Below are 16,855 nucleotides of genomic sequence, written 5' to 3'. Positions count from 1 at the left end.
TCTGTGTGAGCACTACAAAGAACGTTTCTTTAAGGTAAGGAGGTGATCCAACCGCAGGTTCCCCTACGGTTACCTTGTTACGACTTCACCCCAGTCATGAATCACAAAGTGGTAAGCGCCCTCCCGAAGGTTAAGCTACCTACTTCTTTTGCAACCCACTCCCATGGTGTGACGGGCGGTGTGTACAAGGCCCGGGAACGTATTCACCGTGGCATTCTGATCCACGATTACTAGCGATTCCGACTTCATGGAGTCGAGTTGCAGACTCCAATCCGGACTACGACATACTTTATGAGGTCCGCTTGCTCTCGCGAGGTCGCTTCTCTTTGTATATGCCATTGTAGCACGTGTGTAGCCCTACTCGTAAGGGCCATGATGACTTGACGTCATCCCCACCTTCCTCCAGTTTATCACTGGCAGTCTCCTTTGAGTTCCCGGCCGAACCGCTGGCAACAAAGGATAAGGGTTGCGCTCGTTGCGGGACTTAACCCAACATTTCACAACACGAGCTGACGACAGCCATGCAGCACCTGTCTCAGAGTTCCCGAAGGCACCAAAGCATCTCTGCTAAGTTCTCTGGATGTCAAGAGTAGGTAAGGTTCTTCGCGTTGCATCGAATTAAACCACATGCTCCACCGCTTGTGCGGGCCCCCGTCAATTCATTTGAGTTTTAACCTTGCGGCCGTACTCCCCAGGCGGTCGACTTAACGCGTTAGCTCCGGAAGCCACGCCTCAAGGGCACAACCTCCAAGTCGACATCGTTTACGGCGTGGACTACCAGGGTATCTAATCCTGTTTGCTCCCCACGCTTTCGCACCTGAGCGTCAGTCTTTGTCCAGGGGGCCGCCTTCGCCACCGGTATTCCTCCAGATCTCTACGCATTTCACCGCTACACCTGGAATTCTACCCCCCTCTACAAGACTCTAGCCTGCCAGTTTCGGATGCAGTTCCCAGGTTGAGCCCGGGGATTTCACATCCGACTTGACAGACCGCCTGCGTGCGCTTTACGCCCAGTAATTCCGATTAACGCTTGCACCCTCCGTATTACCGCGGCTGCTGGCACGGAGTTAGCCGGTGCTTCTTCTGCGAGTAACGTCAATTGCTGCGGTTATTAACCACAACACCTTCCTCCTCGCTGAAAGTACTTTACAACCCGAAGGCCTTCTTCATACACGCGGCATGGCTGCATCAGGCTTGCGCCCATTGTGCAATATTCCCCACTGCTGCCTCCCGTAGGAGTCTGGACCGTGTCTCAGTTCCAGTGTGGCTGGTCATCCTCTCAGACCAGCTAGGGATCGTCGCCTAGGTGAGCCGTTACCCCACCTACTAGCTAATCCCATCTGGGCACATCCGATGGCAAGAGGCCCGAAGGTCCCCCTCTTTGGTCTTGCGACGTTATGCGGTATTAGCTACCGTTTCCAGTAGTTATCCCCCTCCATCGGGCAGTTTCCCAGACATTACTCACCCGTCCGCCACTCGTCACCCAAGGAGCAAGCTCCTCTGTGCTACCGTTCGACTTGCATGTGTTAGGCCTGCCGCCAGCGTTCAATCTGAGCCATGATCAAACTCTTCAATTTAAAAGTTTGATGCTCAATGAATTAAACTTCGTAATGAATTACGTGTTCACTCGTTGAGACTTGGTATTCATTTTTCGTCTTGCGACGTTAAGAATCCGTATCTTCGAGTGCCCACACAGATTGTCTGATAAATTGTTAAAGAGCAGTGCCGCTTCGCTTTTTCTCAGCGGCGCGGGGTGTGCATATTACGCCATCCCGCTACGAAGTCAAGCATTTAATTTCGCTTTCTTCGCCGGAGTTCTTAGTGGAACCCCGCTGACCCGGCGGCTTGTAATCCGTTGTTCCGTGTCAGTGGAGGCGCATTATAGGGAGTTATTTCAGGCTGACAAGTTAAAAATATAAAAAACTTATCAAGCGATTACTTTTCAATCGATACGTTCATTTATGCCTGGATTTTATACAAAAACGAGCCCCGCAGGGCCCGTTTATTGTTGTTTTGTGACTTACTGCACTGCCACTATGCGATCGTCATTCACTTCCAGACGAATCGTTTTGCCCGGAATCAGTTCACCAGACAGAATTTGCTGCGCCAGCGGGTTTTCGATCTGCTGCTGGATAGCACGTTTCAATGGACGCGCGCCATACACCGGATCGTAACCATTTGCGCTCAGCAGTTTAAGCGCCTCGTCAGAAATATGGATTTCATAGCCACGCTCTTCCAGACGTTTGTACAGACGCTGCAACTGGATCTGAGCAATAGAAGCAATGTGCTGCTCACCCAGCGGATGGAATACAACAACCTCATCTATACGGTTGATGAATTCCGGGCGGAAGTTGTGGCTCACGACGCCCAGCACCATATCTTTCATGTGACCGTAATCCAACTCGCCGAAGCGTTCCTGGATCAGATCGGACCCCAGGTTCGAGGTCATGATGACAACCGTATTACGGAAGTCGACCGTTCTCCCCTGTCCGTCAGTCAAACGACCATCATCAAGCACCTGCAGCAGAATGTTGAACACATCCGGGTGTGCTTTCTCCACTTCATCCAACAAGATGACAGAGTAGGGACGACGACGTACTGCTTCCGTCAGGTAACCACCCTCTTCATAACCGACATATCCCGGAGGTGCCCCAACCAGACGAGACACCGAGTGTTTCTCCATAAACTCGGACATATCGATACGCACCATTGCATCGTCACTGTCGAACATAAAGTTTGCCAGCGCTTTGCACAGTTCGGTTTTACCGACACCAGTTGGACCAAGGAACAGGAATGAACCAATCGGACGATTCGGATCGGACAAGCCCGCACGGCTACGACGGATGGCGTTAGAAACGGCTTCCACCGCTTCGTTCTGACCAATCACGCGGCTGTGCAGCTCCTGCTCCATACGCAACAGTTTTTCTCGTTCGCCTTCCAGCATGCGAGCAACTGGGATCCCGGTCCAGCGCGCCAGCACCTCAGCAATTTCTGCATCCGTAACTTTATTACGCAGCAGACGCATGGTTTTGCCTTCAGACTGGGTGGCTGCTTCCAGTTGTTTTTCCAGTTCAGGAATTTTGCCGTACTGCAGTTCAGACATCCGCGCCAGGTCGCCAACGCGGCGCGCCTGTTCGATGGCGATTTTTGCCTGCTCCAGCTCAGCCTTGATAGTTTGCGTTCCCGAGAGGGAAGCTTTTTCAGCTTTCCACTCTTCCTCTAACTCAGAATACTGGCGTTCTTTGTCGTCCAGCTCTTCGTTGAGCATATCGAGACGTTTTTTACTTGCCTCATCAGACTCTTTCATTAATGCCTGCTGTTCCAGTTTGAGCTGGATAATACGGCGGTCGAGTCTGTCGAGTTCCTCCGGCTTGGAGTCAATCTGCATACGAATGCTGGATGCCGCTTCGTCAATAAGGTCGATAGCTTTATCCGGCAACTGACGATCGGCAATATAGCGATGAGACAGCGTAGCAGCCGCAACAATCGCCGGGTCAGTAATCTGCACATGATGGTGCAGTTCATAACGTTCTTTCAGGCCACGCAAGATTGCGATGGTGTCTTCCACTGAAGGTTCAGCCACAAACACTTTCTGGAAACGACGTTCCAGCGCCGCATCTTTTTCGATGTACTGGCGATATTCATCAAGCGTTGTTGCGCCTACGCAGTGCAGTTCCCCGCGAGCCAGTGCTGGTTTCAGCATGTTCCCGGCGTCCATTGCGCCATCGGCTTTACCCGCCCCAACCATGGTATGCAATTCGTCGATAAACAGAATGACGTTGCCTTCCTGTTTCGAGAGATCGTTCAGCACACCTTTTAAACGTTCTTCGAACTCACCACGATATTTGGCCCCAGCAACCAGCGCGCCCATATCCAGCGCCAGTACACGACGGCCTTTTAAGCCTTCCGGCACTTCACCATTGATGATGCGTTGGGCCAGCCCTTCAACGATGGCGGTTTTACCGACACCGGGTTCACCGATTAACACCGGGTTATTTTTAGTACGACGTTGCAGCACCTGAATGGTACGGCGAATTTCTTCATCACGGCCGATGACCGGATCGAGTTTGCCCTGTTCGGCACGTTCGGTCAGATCGACGGTATATTTTTTCAAGGCCTGACGTTGGTCTTCAGCCCCCTGGTCATTCACGCTTTCACCTCCACGCATTTGTTCAATTGCCTGAGTGATATTGGCGGTCGTCGCGCCTGCTGATTTTAATAAGTCGGTCAGCGTACCGCGTGACTCAAGCGCCGCCAGAACGAACAGTTCTGACGAAATAAAGTTGTCCCCACGTTTTTGCGCCAGCTTGTCGCAAAGATTCAGTACACGCACCAGTTCCTGAGAAGGCTGCACATCGCCACCGGTACCTTCTACCTGTGGCAAACGGCTCAACGCCTGGTCAATGGCTGTACGTAACTGGCCAGCATTAATGCCAGCAGATGTTAATAAAGGACGTACCGATCCCCCTTCCTGATTCAGCAAGGCGCTCATTAGATGAAGTGGTTCGATGAATTGATTGTCGTGCCCCAATGCGAGTGACTGGGCATCGGCAAGAGCAAGCTGGAATTTATTAGTAAGACGATCCAGACGCATAACTCCTCCCATAACAGGTCAAAATTGCTACTGGAGATTAAATGAGGTCATCCCTCAATTATTCAAGGTGAATGACCTGAATTATGTGAAAAGAAAATTACACGTACCGGATCGTCTTGATTCTTTAGGTTATATCAGCCAAATAAAACTTGCCATACGACCCGTGGTATTGTCGCGACGATAAGAGAAGAACGTCTCACTTTCGCTGAAGGTGCAACGGTCGCCGCCGTGGATGTTCTCTACCCCGACACTGGACAGACGCTGGCGCGCAAGCTGGTAGATATCCGCCAGATACTTGTCGCCACGCGGTACAAATGCGAGGTCCGCTTGCGGATCTTTCGTCATGAACGCCTCGCGGACTTCTGGTCCAACTTCAAACGCGTTTGGACCTATCGCCGGGCCTAGCCAGGCAATAATGTTTTCAGGTTTGTCGGTAAAACACGCCACCGTCTCTTCCAGCACGCCGGCGCATAATCCGCGCCACCCCGCATGGGCCGCAGCAACTTCGGTTCCGGCACGGTTGCATAACAACACCGGCAAACAATCAGCGGTCATCACCGCACACACGGTACCCGGCGTGTTGGTGTACGACGCATCTGCGCGTTTGCAGGCGTAAGGCTCGCCGGTCAGTTTCAGGACATCCTTACCGTGGACCTGCTCCAGCCAGACTGGCTTTGACGGCAGATTGCCCGCAGCAAACAGTCGTTTGCGGTTCTCTTCAACATGTTCCGGGTTATCGCCGCAATGGGCGCCCAGATTCAGCGAATCGTAAGGCGGCATACTAACTCCGCCAATACGGGTAGAACTACACGCCGCGACACCTTGCGGTATCGGCCACTGCGGGACAATTAGCTTACTCATAGCCAGGCAATATCATCCTTATGTTCTTCGAAATCAGCGCGCATCACTTCAATCAACTGCACCATATCTTGTGGGATCGGCGCATGCCATTCCATTTCGATACCGGAAATCGGGTGATACAAACGCAGCATGGTCGCGTGCAGCGCTTGACGGTCGAACTTACGCAGTACGGAGATAAATTCGTCAGAAGCGCCTTTCGGTGGACGTGGACGACCGCCGTAAACCTGATCGCCCACCAGCGGATGAGTGATATGTGCCATGTGCACGCGGATCTGGTGCGTACGTCCGGTTTCCAGACGCAACCGCAGACGCGTGTGCACACGGAAGTGTTCCATAATGCGATAGTGCGTTACCGCCGGTTTCCCCATTGGGTGTACCGCCATGTGCGTACGCTTGGTCGGGTGACGGCTAATCGGTTCCTCAACGGTTCCGCCAGCAGTCATGTGACCAATTGCCACGGCTTCGTACTCACGGGTAATTTCGCGCAGCTGCAACGACTCCACCAAACGTGTTTGCGCCGGAACCGTTTTTGCCACCACCATTAATCCGGTCGTGTCTTTATCCAGACGGTGCACGATACCTGCACGAGGAACATCCGCGATTGGCGGGTAGTAATGCAGTAACGCATTCAATACCGTACCATCGGGATTCCCGGCGCCCGGATGCACTACAAGGTCACGGGGTTTGTTGATGACAAGAATGTCGTCATCTTCATAAACGATATCCAGTGGGATATCCTGAGGTTCAAAACGAACCTCTTCATCAATTTCCGCATTGATGGAGACACGCTCTCCACCCAACACTTTTTCTTTCGGTTTATCGCAAAGTTGGTCATTTACCAGTACGCGCTGGTCGAGGATCCATTCTTTTATGCGCGATCGCGAATAATCAGGGAACAATTCGGCCAAAGCCTGATCTAAGCGTTGACCGAGCTGATTTTCGGAGACTGTTGCGGTGAGTTCTACTCGTTGTGCCATAAACTGCTTCTTCGTTTAACGTTGGGTTTTACGGCTTTGCCGTTTAATATAGTGTGCTATTGTAGCTGGTCTTAACCGGGAGCAGGAACAGAGAATCTCCCGTAAAACATTTTGAGGAAAGTCAAAACGTCATGACGCGCATGAAATATCTGGTGGCAGCAGCCACGTTGAGCCTGTTTTTGGCGGGTTGCTCTGGTTCAAAGGAAGAGGTGCCCGATAATCCGCCAAATGAAATCTACGCGACTGCTCAGCAAAAGCTGCAGGACGGTAACTGGAAACAGGCAATAACGCAATTGGAAGCGTTGGATAACCGTTATCCATTTGGACCGTATTCTCAGCAGGTGCAATTAGATCTCATCTACGCCTACTACAAAAACGCCGATCTGCCACTTGCTCAGGCTGCCATCGATCGTTTTATTCGTCTTAACCCGACACACCCTAACATTGATTATGTCATGTATATGCGTGGCCTGACCAATATGGCGTTGGATGATAGCGCACTGCAAGGATTCTTTGGTGTTGATCGTAGCGATCGCGATCCGCAACATGCCCGAGCTGCGTTTAATGACTTTTCCAAACTGGTGCGTGGGTATCCGAATAGCCAGTACACCACTGACGCCACCAAACGTCTGGTGTTCCTGAAAGACCGCCTGGCGAAGTATGAATACTCCGTTGCAGAATACTACACTGCCCGCGGCGCATGGGTTGCCGTGGTAAACCGTGTGGAAGGCATGCTGCGCGACTACCCGGATACTCAGGCAACACGTAATGCCCTGCCGTTGATGGAAAACGCTTATCGCCAGATGCAGATGAATGCGCAGGCTGAAAAAGTCGCGAAAATCATTGCCGCCAACAGCAGCAATACCTGATTTGCCTCAGAATGCAAAACGGCAGCCCAAGGGCTGCCGTTTTTTTATCCGTTAACGCCACAACTGAAGCGGTTTAGCTTCGACGCATCCCATCAAATATGGCCTGCTTTCAGGTATTCCTCAAGTAAAAAATCGCCTGTTCCTGCGGTGCCTCACAAAAAGGTTTTCTTGACAAAAAGCGACAAAATAATGTGATTCGGATCACACATTTTGACATTAGGAACGGTATGCTGGAATCACCAAGACGGGAAAGACAAGAGGTAAAATTTATGACAATGAACATTACCAGTAAACAAATGGAAATTACTCCGGCAATTCGCCAGCATGTCGCAGACCGTCTCGCCAAACTAGAAAAATGGCAAACTCATCTGATTAATCCACATATCATTCTGTCTAAGGAGCCACAGGGTTTCATTGCTGATGCCACCATCAATACACCGAACGGACATCTGGTCGCCAGCGCAAAACACGAGGATATGTACACAGCAATTAACGATTTGATCAACAAGCTGGAACGGCAGCTCAATAAAGTGCAGCACAAAGGCGAAGCCCGTCGTGCAACAACTTCAGTCAAAGACGCCAACTTCGTCGAAGCAGAAGAAGAGTAGTCCCTTACATTGAGTGTATCGCCAACGCGCCTTCGGGCGCGTTTTTTGTTGACAGGGTGAAAACAGTACGGGTACTTTACTGACGTAGCCAAAGGAAAATTACATGAAACTTGTCCCGTTCTTCTTCGCATTCTTTTTTACCTTCCCCTGAATGGGAGGCGTTTCGTCGTGTGATAAAGAATGCGAAGACGAACAATAAGGCCTCCCACAACGGGAGGCCTTTTTTATTGATAACAAGAAAGGCAACACTATGACATCGGAAAACCCATTGCTGGCGCTGCGCGATAAGATCAGCATGCTGGATGAAAAATTACTGGCCCTGCTGGCTGAGCGACGTGGACTGGCCGTAGAAGTTGGTAAAGCCAAACTGCTTTCGCATCGTCCGGTTCGTGATATCGACCGTGAACGTGACCTTTTGGACCGACTCATTCAGCTTGGCAAAGCACATCATCTTGATGCTCACTACATTACTCGCCTGTTCCAGCTCATAATCGAAGACTCCGTCCTGACTCAACAGGCACTGCTCCAGCAGCACCTGAACAAAATTAACCCACACTCCGCGCGCGTGGCCTTCCTTGGGCCAAAAGGGTCATATTCCCATCTCGCCGCACGTCAGTACGCTGCCCGCCATTTTGAACAATTTATTGAAAGCGGCTGCGCAAAATTTGCCGATATCTTTAATCAGGTCGAAACCGGACAGGCTGACTATGCTGTGGTACCGATTGAAAACACCAGCTCCGGTGGGATTAACGACGTTTACGACCTGCTGCAGCACACCAGCCTGTCTATCGTTGGCGAGATGACCATTACGATAGACCACTGTGTACTGGTGTCTGGCACGACGGATCTTGAGACTATTGAAACGGTATATAGCCATCCGCAGCCGTTCCAGCAGTGCAGCAAATTCCTGAATCGCTACCCGCACTGGAAGATTGAGTACACTGAAAGCACCTCTGCGGCGATGGAAAAAGTTGCGCAGGCTAACTCACCGCGCGTGGCGGCCCTGGGGAGCGAAGCCGGAGGCGTACTGTATGGATTACAGGTTCTCGAGCATATTGAGGCTAACCAGTCGCAAAACATCACCCGCTTCGTGGTGCTGGCACGCAAAGCAATTAATGTTTCCGATCAGGTTCCGGCAAAAACAACCCTGTTGATGGCGACGGGGCAACAAGCCGGTGCGCTGGTTGAGGCGCTGCTGGTGCTGCGTAACCATAATCTGATTATGACTAAACTGGAGTCACGCCCGATTCACGGCAATCCGTGGGAAGAGATGTTTTATCTTGATATCCAGGCCAACCTGGAATCGCCCCAGATGCAAAAAGCATTGAAAGAGCTGGGTGAGATTACGCGTTCGATGAAAGTACTGGGATGCTATCCAAGTGAGAACGTGGTGCCAGTCGATCCGAGCTAACGTTTGACAATGCCGGATGGCGCTACGCTTATCCGGCCTAAGGTTCATACGATTTTTGAAGGCCGGATAAGGCGAACCCGCCATCCGGCATCTTAATTAAGGACGGCTGTCATTCGCCTGGCGTAACAAAGTACGGCTTTCACTCTGGAAGCGTTTCGCATAATCGCCAAACCAATGCTCCACCTTACGGAAACTGTCGATAAACGCTTGCTTATCGCCCTGCTCCAGTAAACCGATCGCCTCGCCAAAACGTTGGTAGTAGCGTTTAATCAGCGCAAGGTTGCTCTCAGACGACATAATAATATCGGCATAGAGCTGCGGATCCTGGGCAAACAGACGGCCAACCATCGCCAGTTCAAGGCGGTAAATCGGCGAAGAGAGCGCCAGCAGCTGCTCCAGTTGAACGTTCTCTTCCGCTAAATGCAGACCGTAAGCAAAGGTCGCAAAGTGACGCAGTGCCTGAATAAACGCCATGTTCTGGTCATGTTCAACGGCGCTGATCCGATGCAGTCGCGCACCCCATACCTGAATCTGTTCCAGAAACCACTGATAAGCTTCCGGCTGACGTCCGTCACACCAAACGACGACCTGCTTGGCCAGACTGCCGCTGTCCGGACCAAACATTGGGTGTAACCCCACCACCGGGCCATCATGTGCAGCCAGCATCGCCTGTAAAGGACCATTTTTCACCGAAGCCAGATCCACCAGAATGCAGTCAGACGGCAGACGCGGTAGTTTGGCGATCACCTGCTCGGTGACGTGGATCGGCACGCTGACGATCACCATGCCGGCATCAGAGACGATCTCCGGCGCGCGATCCCAGTCCTGCTGTTCCAGGATCCGCACCTGGTAACCTGACAGGGTGAGCATTTTTTCGAACAGACGCCCCATCTGACCGCCGCCGCCGACAATCACCACCGGCCGCAGAGAAGGACAAAGCGTTTTAAACCCTTTGTCGTTCTCACTGGAGTAGGACTCACGCATAACGCGGCGTAGCACATCTTCAATCAGGTCCGGCGGCACACCCAGGGCTTCCGCTTCCGCCCGGCGAGAGGCCAGCATAGAGGCTTCCCGTTCCGGCACGTAGATCGGCAGCCCAAAGCGGCTTTTTACTTCACCTACTTCGGCAACCAGCTCCAGGCGGCGTGCCAGTAAATCCAGCAGCGCCTTATCGACTTCATCAATTTGATCGCGTAATGCGGTCAATTCAGCAACCATAACCAACCTCTTATGCTACACGCGCCGACAGCTGGCCGTTTAAATCCTGGCTAATTTCACGCAGCAGCGCATCCGTCATTTCCCAGCTAATGCAGGCGTCAGTTACGGATACGCCGTATTTCATTTCGCTGCGCGGCTGTTCGGAAGACTGGTTGCCTTCGTGAATATTACTTTCAATCATCAAGCCAATGATCGAGCGATTGCCATCTTTGATTTGTGCAATCACGGATTCAGCCACGGCAGGCTGACGGCGGTAATCTTTATTGGAATTACCATGACTGCAATCTACCATCAGAGAAGGTCGTAGTCCCGCCTGCCCCATCTCTTTTTCGCACTGGGCGACATCTGCCGGGCTGTAGTTCGGCGCTTTACCTCCGCGCAAGATCACGTGACCGTCCGGATTCCCCTGTGTTTGCAGCAGTGCAACCTGCCCGGCCTGGTTAATACCGACAAAGCGGTGCGACTGCGCGGCCGCGCGCATGGCGTTAATGGCGGTCGCCAGGCTACCGTCGGTACCATTCTTAAAGCCAACCGGCATCGAAAGACCGGAAGCCATTTCACGGTGAGTCTGCGATTCCGTAGTACGGGCACCGATTGCGGACCAGCTAAACAGATCGCCCAGGTATTGCGGGCTATTTGGATCCAGCGCTTCAGTTGCCAGCGGCAGTCCCATATTTACCAGTTCAAGCAGCAGCTGACGCGCAATTTTCAGACCTGCTTCAACATCAAAAGAGCCATCCATATGAGGATCGTTAATTAACCCTTTCCAGCCGACAGTGGTACGGGGTTTTTCAAAATAGACGCGCATCACCAGGTAGAGGCTATCGCTGACCTCTGCGGCAAGGGCTTTAAATCGACGAGCATACTCAATCGCCATTTCAGGATCATGAATGGAGCATGGGCCACATACGACCAGCAGGCGCGGATCGCGACCGGAGATAATATCTGAGATGGTTTTACGCGACTGGGCGATTTGCGCCTCTTGCTCCTGGCTCAGCGGAAATTCAGCTTTCAGCTGCTCCGGAGTCATCAGAACCTGTTCGTCGGTAATATGTACGTTGTTCAGCGCGTCTTTTTGCATGATGGTGATCCTGTTTAGCTCGTTTGCGATAGTTGATCCTCAGCGAGGAGGAAATAACGATATCACAACAGGTAAAGATTTCAATCCACAATCCGTAAATTTTAATTTACATGGTGTTATTTTAAGGCAAAAACAGCCCTTATGAATGTACATTTAAATTTACACCACCGAGTTTTCAGATCCACTATGCTTAAAAAAACGAAGGAGCACAGGCAATGAAGCAACTCATCAGCATCTTGTTTCTATTACTTCTTAGCGGATGTCAGATAGACCCCTACACCCATGCCCCTACCTGGACTGGTACCGACTGGTACGACGCCGGGATACAAGATGCCATTTCGGGTTATGCCGTTAAAGATAATGAAACGCTTGCCGACAACTACAATGACCCCGACGTCGATCGTACGGAATACCTTAAGGGTTACGCCGAGGGGCAACGTAAAACCTGCCAGCAGGATTTTGTTTATGCCAGAGGCCTGACCGGGAAAACTTTTCCGCCCAGTTGCGATACTGTCGAAAATGTTGACCAGTTACACAGCGCCTGGCAGCAAGGGGCAAACGAGGGCGCTGCCTCGATAAGGTTAAATTAAACAATGGTTTATATTTTATAAACCATTAAGATTTAACTTAAATCACCAATAGCATTATCCCAGGAATAATGACGGCTTAGGAAAATAATGTTATTTTGTTGCAAACAATCTTGAATGTATTTCGACGTTTTACAGCAAACGCTGGTAGGTAACTATTCATGAGCTATTCTTACCGACTCATACTTCTACTGGCACTGCTCCTGACCGGATTACCGCTGTATGCCCAAAGCGTTACGGAAGAAGCAAAATCGGTACGCGCTATGGTTTCCGGCATCGTCAGTTATACACGCTGGCCTGCACTTTCCGGGCCCCCAAAACTGTGTATTTTCTCTTCATCGCGTTTTTCCAGTGTCCTGAAAGATACCAGTGCAGGCGCATTACCCTATCTTCCCGTCATCATCCGTACGGAACAAGAAATATTAGTTTCGCAGTGTGACGGTTTTTATTTTGGAAAAGAATCCCCTACTTATCAGGTGGAATTAAAGAATAAATATCCGACTAAGGCATTGTTATTAATTGCTGAACAGAACCCTGAATGCGTTATTGGCAGCGCCTTTTGCCTCATAATTAAAGACGAAGATGTGAGATTTTCCGTAAATATGGATTCCCTTTCACGCAGCGGCGTAAGGGTCAGTCCAGACGTATTGATGCTTGCACGGAATAATAAGCATGGATAAGGGCCATTCTCCCATAGCACGCCCGACGTTTAAGCGAACATTACGGCGTATCAGCATAATCAGCGTTCTGGTAACCATGATGCTGATCTGGCTGCTGCTCAGCATTTCTTCCGTGCTGGCATTAAGACAGTATGCGCAAAAGAATCTGGATCTGACTGCCGCTACCATGACCCGTACGCTCGAAGCTGCATTAGTCTTTTCTGATAGTGTTGCAGCAACTGAAACGCTGGCGGCACTGGGTCAGCAGGGGCAATTTTCCGTTGCAGAAGTTCGTAATAAAAACCAGAAGGTGATCGCCACCTGGCGCTATAACGCGCAGGATACCACTGAAAAGATCAGCGGGATGATCAGCCACTGGCTGTTCCCACAACCGGTCACTCAGCCGATTTTGCATAATGGCAACGTCATCGGCGAAGTACGATTGACTGCGCGCGATAGCGTTATCAGTCATTTCATCTATTTGTCGCTGGCCGTCCTTACCGGGTGCATTCTGTTGGCATCCGGTATTGCATTAATGCTCACTCGCTATTTACACAATGGCGTTGTGGATGCACTGCAAAACATTACCGAGGTGGTACATGATGTTCGTACCAACCGTAACTTTTCACGGCGCGTATCAGAGGAACGCATTGAAGAGTTTCATCTCTTTGCCCTGGACTTTAATAGTCTGCTGGACGAGATGGAGGAGTGGCAACTTAAACTGCAGGCAAAAAACGCTCAGCTGTTGCGTACTGCACTACATGATCCTCTGACGGGTCTGGCAAATCGCGCCGCATTTCGCAGCAGCATTAATGCCTTAATGAATGATGATGCCGCCCACAGCAGCTCGGCATTGTTATTCCTTGATGGCGACAATTTTAAATTTATTAATGATACCTGGGGCCACGCAGCGGGGGATCGGGTCCTGATTGAAGTCGCAAAAAGGTTATCCGAGTTTGGGGGGAGTCGCCATTACCCATACAGACTTGGCGGCGATGAGTTCGCTATGGTGCTGTACAGCGTTCATTCTGAATATGAGGTTCAGCGGATCTGCGCGGCACTGTCACAAGAGTTTAACCGACCTTTTGACCTGCATAATGGTCATCTGGCAAGCATGACGCTCAGCATTGGGTTTGCGCTGACGTGGGAACATGCCTCTGCCGAAAAATTACAAGAACTTGCCGATCAAAATATGTATCAGGCTAAACATTTGCGTTCTGAACGCATTATTAAAAAATAAGGAATTACACACATGCTAAAACGTTTATTATCCCCGTTTCTTCTGCTTTTACTGATTCTGGCTGGCTGTCAGGCACCTCAGGGAAAATTTACCCCAGAGCAAATTGCAGCCATGAAATCATACGGATTTACTGAAGCATCAGGAGACTGGTCTCTCGGCCTGTCTGACACTATCCTGTTTGACAAAAATGACTATAAACTCCGTCCTGAAAGTGAAAAACAGATCAAGGAAATGGCATCCAAACTGGCAGCTACCGGGCTAAATCATGCTCGCCTGGATGGTCATACTGATAACTACGGTGAAGACAGCTATAACGAAGCTCTGTCACTCAAACGCGCTAATGTCGTTGCCGATGCCTGGGCGCAGGGCGCTAATATTCCCCGCACCAACCTGACTACTCAGGGACTCGGGAAGAAATATCCCATTGCCAGCAACCAGACATCAAAAGGTCGCGCTGAAAACCGCCGCGTGGCGGTCGTGATCACGACACCATAATCATCCCCCAACTGGCTGCGCGCCGCGCAGTCCTTCCATTGCCATAAAGAACAAAAGAGTAAACGTCTGGATAAAAAAAGGGCCAGCCTTTCGGCCAGCCCTTTTCTAACAGGATGTCGCTTGCGCGAATCTTAGTTAAGACGCTCTTTGATACGAGCAGACTTACCAGTGCGCTCACGCAGGTAGTACAGTTTAGCTTTACGAACAGCACCACGACGTTTAACAGCAATGCTGTCAACTACCGGAGAGTGAGTCTGGAAGACACGCTCAACGCCTTCGCCGTTGGAAATTTTACGAACAGTGAATGCAGAGTGCAGACCGCGGTTACGAATAGCGATAACCACGCCCTCGAATGCCTGCAGACGTTTTTTGGAACCTTCAACAACCCATACTTTCACTTCCACGGTATCACCCGGACGGAAGGAAGGTACGTCCTGCTTCATCTGTTCTTGTTCAAGTTGCTTAATAATGTTGCTCATAATTTAATCTCTTATCCTGGGTAAACTGATATTGGGGGCTTACGCCTGCCCATCATGTTTATGTTGCTGTTGTGCGTGTTCCTTTTTGAACTCCGCCAGCAACCTTGCTTGCTCTTCAGTCAGAGCCAGGTTTTCCAGAAGTTCAGGTCTTCTAAGCCAGGTCCGGCCCAGCGACTGCTTCAAACGCCAGCGACGTATCTCAGCGTGGTTCCCCGACAGTAACACCGCCGGTACTTCCATCTGCTCTAACACTTCAGGTCGGGTATAGTGCGGGCAATCCAGCAACCCATCAGCAAACGAATCTTCGATTGCCGAAGCCTCATGACCCAGAACTCCCGGAATAAACCGGGACACGGAGTCGATCAGCGTCATTGCCGGTAACTCACCACCGCTGAGTACGTAATCGCCGATTGACCATTCTTCGTCAATTTCGGTTTGAATCACGCGCTCATCTATTCCTTCATAGCGACCACATACCAGAATCAGCTTTTGATTCGTGGCCAGTTCGCTGACGCCCGCTTGATCAAGCTTGCGTCCCTGAGGTGACAGATAAATCACCTTTGCGCCTTCACCAGCCGCAGCTTTTGCTGCATGAATGGCGTCCCGTAAAGGTTGCACCATCATTAACATCCCCGGTCCGCCGCCGTAAGGACGATCGTCCACGGTACGGTGCCGGTCATGAGTAAAGTCACGAGGACTCCAGCTCTGGATGTTCAGCAGGCCATTTTTTACTGCCCGGCCAGTTACCCCGTAATCGGTAATTGCGCGGAACATTTCTGGAAACAGGCTAACGATACCTATAAACACAAGCCAATCCCCATAACGCCGACTTTTACCGTTTATCCGGTGGTTTAAAAACCAGGATCCCAATCTACTTCGATAGTACGAGTAGCGAGATCGACTTTCTTGATAACCTGCCCATCGAGGAACGGCACAAGACGTTCCTTGATACCAAACGCATCTTTCAGGTTTGCCTTGATGACGATGACGTCATTCGAACCGGTTTCCATCATATCGACGACTTTACCGAGATCGTAGCCTTCAGTAGTCACTACCTGGCAGCCCATAAGGTCTTTCCAGTAGTAGGAACCATCTTCCAGCGCTGGCAACTGCGAGGAATCCACGACAATTTCGCAATTAGTCAGTAGATTCGCCGAATCACGATCGTCAACGCCTTTCAGCTTGATGATCAGATCCTGATTGTGGTGCTTCCAGCTTTCCAGCTGTACTTGCTGCCACTGACCCGCCTTCTGGATAAACCAGGGCTGATAGTCAAAAATGCTTTCGGCGTCTTCAGTGGAAGAAAACACTCTGAGCCAACCACGGATACCGTAAGAAGACCCCATTTTCCCCAAAACGATGGGTTCCACAGGAGCCTGTGCGGCGAGTTGCTTGCTCATCATGACCACCGTGACAGATTAAGCTGCTTTGTTTGCTGCTTTGATCAGCGTAGCTACGCGATCAGAAATAGTCGCGCCCTGGCCAACCCAGTGAGCGATGCGATCCAGATCCAGGCGAGTGCCTTCTTCTTTTTCGCTAGCGATTGGGTTAAAGAAGCCAACGCGCTCGATGAAGCGACCGTTGCGTGCATTACGGCTGTCGGTAACAACAACCTGGTAGAACGGACGCTTTTTAGCGCCGTGACGAGCTAAACGAATAGTAACCATAACATCCTCTTGTGTGAATAAAACACCCAGGCCCCATCGAGGAACGGAGCCCGGGTGTCATATTAAAAGCCCGAAAATTTTACTGATTTCTGGGGAAAATGCAATCAGC

17 protein-coding genes, 1 rRNA gene and 1 other annotated feature are annotated in these 16,855 nt (G+C 50.8%); of the genes, 8 read left to right on the top strand and 10 right to left on the bottom strand.

The genetic code is table 11. From position 1 onward, the window contains the following. Nucleotides 1-35: 35 nt before the first annotated feature. The 4 genes from GHC22_RS06075 to rluD all read right to left on the bottom strand — a co-directional run bounded on the left by GHC22_RS06075 (nt 36) and on the right by rluD (nt 6,432). Nucleotides 36-1,577 (bottom strand): 16S ribosomal RNA (locus GHC22_RS06075). A 443-nt stretch (nt 1,578-2,020) separates the two neighbouring features. Next, nucleotides 2,021-4,594 carry an ATP-dependent chaperone ClpB gene (gene clpB, locus GHC22_RS06070; protein WP_020996274.1) on the bottom strand — a complete coding sequence of 858 codons (2,574 nt, stop codon included), beginning with the start codon at nt 4,592-4,594 and terminating at the stop codon, nt 2,021-2,023. A gap of 129 nt (nt 4,595-4,723) precedes the next feature. Further along, nucleotides 4,724-5,455, bottom strand: coding sequence for a purine nucleoside phosphorylase YfiH (gene yfiH / locus GHC22_RS06065; protein WP_153752455.1), 732 nt, complete (start codon nt 5,453-5,455; stop codon nt 4,724-4,726). After that, nucleotides 5,452-6,432 (bottom strand): 23S rRNA pseudouridine(1911/1915/1917) synthase RluD, encoded by a 981-nt coding sequence (gene rluD, locus GHC22_RS06060; RefSeq protein WP_003826464.1) that lies wholly within the window; start codon nt 6,430-6,432, stop codon nt 5,452-5,454. Before rluD ends, yfiH begins: the two co-directional genes overlap by 4 nt. A gap of 131 nt (nt 6,433-6,563) precedes the next feature. Here rluD and bamD point away from each other — a divergent pair, with 131 nt between their 5' ends. The 4 genes from bamD (at nt 6,564) to pheA (ending at nt 9,320) form a co-directional block, all read left to right on the top strand. Next, on the top strand, nt 6,564-7,301 hold the full coding sequence (gene bamD, locus GHC22_RS06055; RefSeq protein ID WP_003826460.1) for an outer membrane protein assembly factor BamD: 738 nt from the start codon (nt 6,564-6,566) through the stop codon (nt 7,299-7,301). A 269-nt stretch (nt 7,302-7,570) separates the two neighbouring features. Then, complete coding sequence (gene raiA / locus GHC22_RS06050) at nt 7,571-7,909, top strand: ribosome-associated translation inhibitor RaiA (RefSeq protein ID WP_003031244.1); 339 nt, start codon at nt 7,571-7,573, stop codon at nt 7,907-7,909. 102 nt (nt 7,910-8,011) lie between these two features. Next, nucleotides 8,012-8,137 (top strand) — a sequence feature (Phe leader region). Further along, complete coding sequence (pheL, locus tag GHC22_RS06045; protein ID WP_100250063.1) at nt 8,013-8,060, top strand: pheA operon leader peptide PheL; 48 nt, start codon at nt 8,013-8,015, stop codon at nt 8,058-8,060. Its footprint overlaps the feature before it by 48 nt. A gap of 22 nt (nt 8,138-8,159) precedes the next feature. After that, nucleotides 8,160-9,320 carry a bifunctional chorismate mutase/prephenate dehydratase gene (gene pheA, locus GHC22_RS06040; protein ID WP_153752454.1) on the top strand — a complete coding sequence of 387 codons (1,161 nt, stop codon included), beginning with the start codon at nt 8,160-8,162 and terminating at the stop codon, nt 9,318-9,320. Between the two features lie 96 nt (nt 9,321-9,416). Here pheA and tyrA read toward each other — a convergent pair whose 3' ends face one another. Together tyrA and aroF are read right to left on the bottom strand one after the other, a co-directional pair. After that, entirely contained in the window at nt 9,417-10,538 is a 1,122-nt protein-coding gene (gene tyrA, locus GHC22_RS06035; protein ID WP_003826456.1) for a bifunctional chorismate mutase/prephenate dehydrogenase, read from the bottom strand. A gap of 10 nt (nt 10,539-10,548) precedes the next feature. After that, the gene (gene aroF / locus GHC22_RS06030) at nt 10,549-11,619 is read right to left on the bottom strand and encodes a 3-deoxy-7-phosphoheptulonate synthase AroF (protein WP_153752452.1); all 1,071 of its coding nucleotides are present in this window, start codon (nt 11,617-11,619) and stop codon (nt 10,549-10,551) included. Between the two features lie 215 nt (nt 11,620-11,834). Here aroF and GHC22_RS06025 point away from each other — a divergent pair, with 215 nt between their 5' ends. From GHC22_RS06025 to GHC22_RS06010, 4 genes are all read left to right on the top strand, one after another. Continuing rightward, complete coding sequence (locus tag GHC22_RS06025) at nt 11,835-12,209, top strand: DUF2799 domain-containing protein (protein ID WP_008785516.1); 375 nt, start codon at nt 11,835-11,837, stop codon at nt 12,207-12,209. A 158-nt stretch (nt 12,210-12,367) separates the two neighbouring features. Further along, nucleotides 12,368-12,886: a YfiR family protein gene (locus GHC22_RS06020; protein ID WP_003826451.1), complete on the top strand. Its 519-nt coding sequence runs from the start codon at nt 12,368-12,370 to the stop codon at nt 12,884-12,886. After that, nucleotides 12,879-14,105 (top strand): diguanylate cyclase DgcN, encoded by a 1,227-nt coding sequence (gene dgcN, locus GHC22_RS06015; RefSeq protein ID WP_003826449.1) that lies wholly within the window; start codon nt 12,879-12,881, stop codon nt 14,103-14,105. Before GHC22_RS06020 ends, dgcN begins: the two co-directional genes overlap by 8 nt. Nucleotides 14,106-14,117: 12 nt before the next feature. Then, nucleotides 14,118-14,600 (top strand): OmpA family protein, encoded by a 483-nt coding sequence (locus GHC22_RS06010; protein WP_003826447.1) that lies wholly within the window; start codon nt 14,118-14,120, stop codon nt 14,598-14,600. Nucleotides 14,601-14,731: 131 nt separating this feature from the next. Here GHC22_RS06010 and rplS read toward each other — a convergent pair whose 3' ends face one another. Genes rplS through rpsP form a run of 4 tightly spaced genes read right to left on the bottom strand, consistent with a single transcriptional unit; the run spans nt 14,732 to nt 16,746 of the window. Beyond that, nucleotides 14,732-15,079, bottom strand: coding sequence for a 50S ribosomal protein L19 (gene rplS / locus GHC22_RS06005; protein WP_002914145.1), 348 nt, complete (start codon nt 15,077-15,079; stop codon nt 14,732-14,734). Nucleotides 15,080-15,118: 39 nt separating this feature from the next. Further along, nucleotides 15,119-15,886 (bottom strand): tRNA (guanosine(37)-N1)-methyltransferase TrmD, encoded by a 768-nt coding sequence (gene trmD / locus GHC22_RS06000; RefSeq protein WP_003031232.1) that lies wholly within the window; start codon nt 15,884-15,886, stop codon nt 15,119-15,121. Between the two features lie 44 nt (nt 15,887-15,930). Beyond that, entirely contained in the window at nt 15,931-16,479 is a 549-nt protein-coding gene (gene rimM / locus GHC22_RS05995; RefSeq protein ID WP_003031230.1) for a ribosome maturation factor RimM, read from the bottom strand. An 18-nt stretch (nt 16,480-16,497) separates the two neighbouring features. Next, nucleotides 16,498-16,746, bottom strand: coding sequence for a 30S ribosomal protein S16 (gene rpsP / locus GHC22_RS05990; RefSeq protein ID WP_003031228.1), 249 nt, complete (start codon nt 16,744-16,746; stop codon nt 16,498-16,500). Nucleotides 16,747-16,855: the final 109 nt, after the last annotated feature.

It is taken from the genome of Citrobacter sp. H12-3-2, assembly GCF_009649895.1.
In the GTDB taxonomy this organism is placed as follows: Bacteria; Pseudomonadota; Gammaproteobacteria; order Enterobacterales; family Enterobacteriaceae; genus Citrobacter; species Citrobacter portucalensis.
Note: the sequence above shows the minus strand (reverse complement) of the source record. Positions and strands in the feature narration are given on the sequence as shown.

What these genes read in the sequence shown, in the direction of transcription:
- clpB (WP_020996274.1), bottom strand. Translation starts at nt 4,594, where the DNA reads ATGCGTCTGGATCGTCTTACTAATAAATTCCAGCTTGCTCTTGCCGAT.
- yfiH (WP_153752455.1), bottom strand. Translation starts at nt 5,455, where the DNA reads ATGAGTAAGCTAATTGTCCCGCAGTGGCCGATACCGCAAGGTGTCGCG.
- rluD (WP_003826464.1), bottom strand. Translation starts at nt 6,432, where the DNA reads ATGGCACAACGAGTAGAACTCACCGCAACAGTCTCCGAAAATCAGCTC.
- bamD (WP_003826460.1), top strand. Translation starts at nt 6,564, where the DNA reads ATGACGCGCATGAAATATCTGGTGGCAGCAGCCACGTTGAGCCTGTTT.
- raiA (WP_003031244.1), top strand. Translation starts at nt 7,571, where the DNA reads ATGACAATGAACATTACCAGTAAACAAATGGAAATTACTCCGGCAATT.
- pheA (WP_153752454.1), top strand. Translation starts at nt 8,160, where the DNA reads ATGACATCGGAAAACCCATTGCTGGCGCTGCGCGATAAGATCAGCATG.
- tyrA (WP_003826456.1), bottom strand. Translation starts at nt 10,538, where the DNA reads ATGGTTGCTGAATTGACCGCATTACGCGATCAAATTGATGAAGTCGAT.
- aroF (WP_153752452.1), bottom strand. Translation starts at nt 11,619, where the DNA reads ATGCAAAAAGACGCGCTGAACAACGTACATATTACCGACGAACAGGTT.
- GHC22_RS06025 (WP_008785516.1), top strand. Translation starts at nt 11,835, where the DNA reads ATGAAGCAACTCATCAGCATCTTGTTTCTATTACTTCTTAGCGGATGT.
- GHC22_RS06020 (WP_003826451.1), top strand. Translation starts at nt 12,368, where the DNA reads ATGAGCTATTCTTACCGACTCATACTTCTACTGGCACTGCTCCTGACC.
- dgcN (WP_003826449.1), top strand. Translation starts at nt 12,879, where the DNA reads ATGGATAAGGGCCATTCTCCCATAGCACGCCCGACGTTTAAGCGAACA.
- GHC22_RS06010 (WP_003826447.1), top strand. Translation starts at nt 14,118, where the DNA reads ATGCTAAAACGTTTATTATCCCCGTTTCTTCTGCTTTTACTGATTCTG.
- rplS (WP_002914145.1), bottom strand. Translation starts at nt 15,079, where the DNA reads ATGAGCAACATTATTAAGCAACTTGAACAAGAACAGATGAAGCAGGAC.
- rimM (WP_003031230.1), bottom strand. Translation starts at nt 16,479, where the DNA reads ATGAGCAAGCAACTCGCCGCACAGGCTCCTGTGGAACCCATCGTTTTG.
- rpsP (WP_003031228.1), bottom strand. Translation starts at nt 16,746, where the DNA reads ATGGTTACTATTCGTTTAGCTCGTCACGGCGCTAAAAAGCGTCCGTTC.